The sequence below is a fragment of the Streptomyces sp. SID14478 genome (assembly GCF_010548525.1).
In the GTDB taxonomy this organism is placed as follows: Bacteria; Actinomycetota; Actinomycetes; order Streptomycetales; family Streptomycetaceae; genus Streptomyces.
In genome coordinates this window covers 1-275 of sequence record NZ_JAAGMG010000724.1, presented here as the reverse complement: position 1 = coordinate 275, position 275 = coordinate 1, and the positions used below count along the sequence as shown (strand labels likewise).

General features: G+C 74.5%; 1 protein-coding gene. It reads left to right on the top strand.

What is annotated here, in order from left to right; translation table 11 throughout:
- Positions 1-275: hypothetical protein (locus tag G3I40_RS23880; RefSeq protein WP_164304164.1), on the top strand; the 275-nt coding region annotated here is incomplete at both ends.

The following is a 275-nucleotide window of genomic DNA, read 5'->3' as shown; positions in this document are numbered from 1 at the left end:
CAGGCGCTGCTCGCCACGTACGGGCAGGGCCGCGACCCGCACAAGCCGGTGTACCTCGGCTCGGTGAAGTCGGTCATCGGACACACGCAGGCGGCGTCCGGCGTTGCCGCCGTCATCAAGACCGTGCAGGCGCTGCGCCACGGCGTGCTGCCCAAGACCCTGCACGTGGACGCGCCGACGCCGCAGGTCGACTGGACGGCCGGCGCGGTCGAGCTGCTGACGGAGTCCCGGGCGTGGCCGCGCGAGGACCGTCCGCGCCGGGCCGGTGTCTCCTC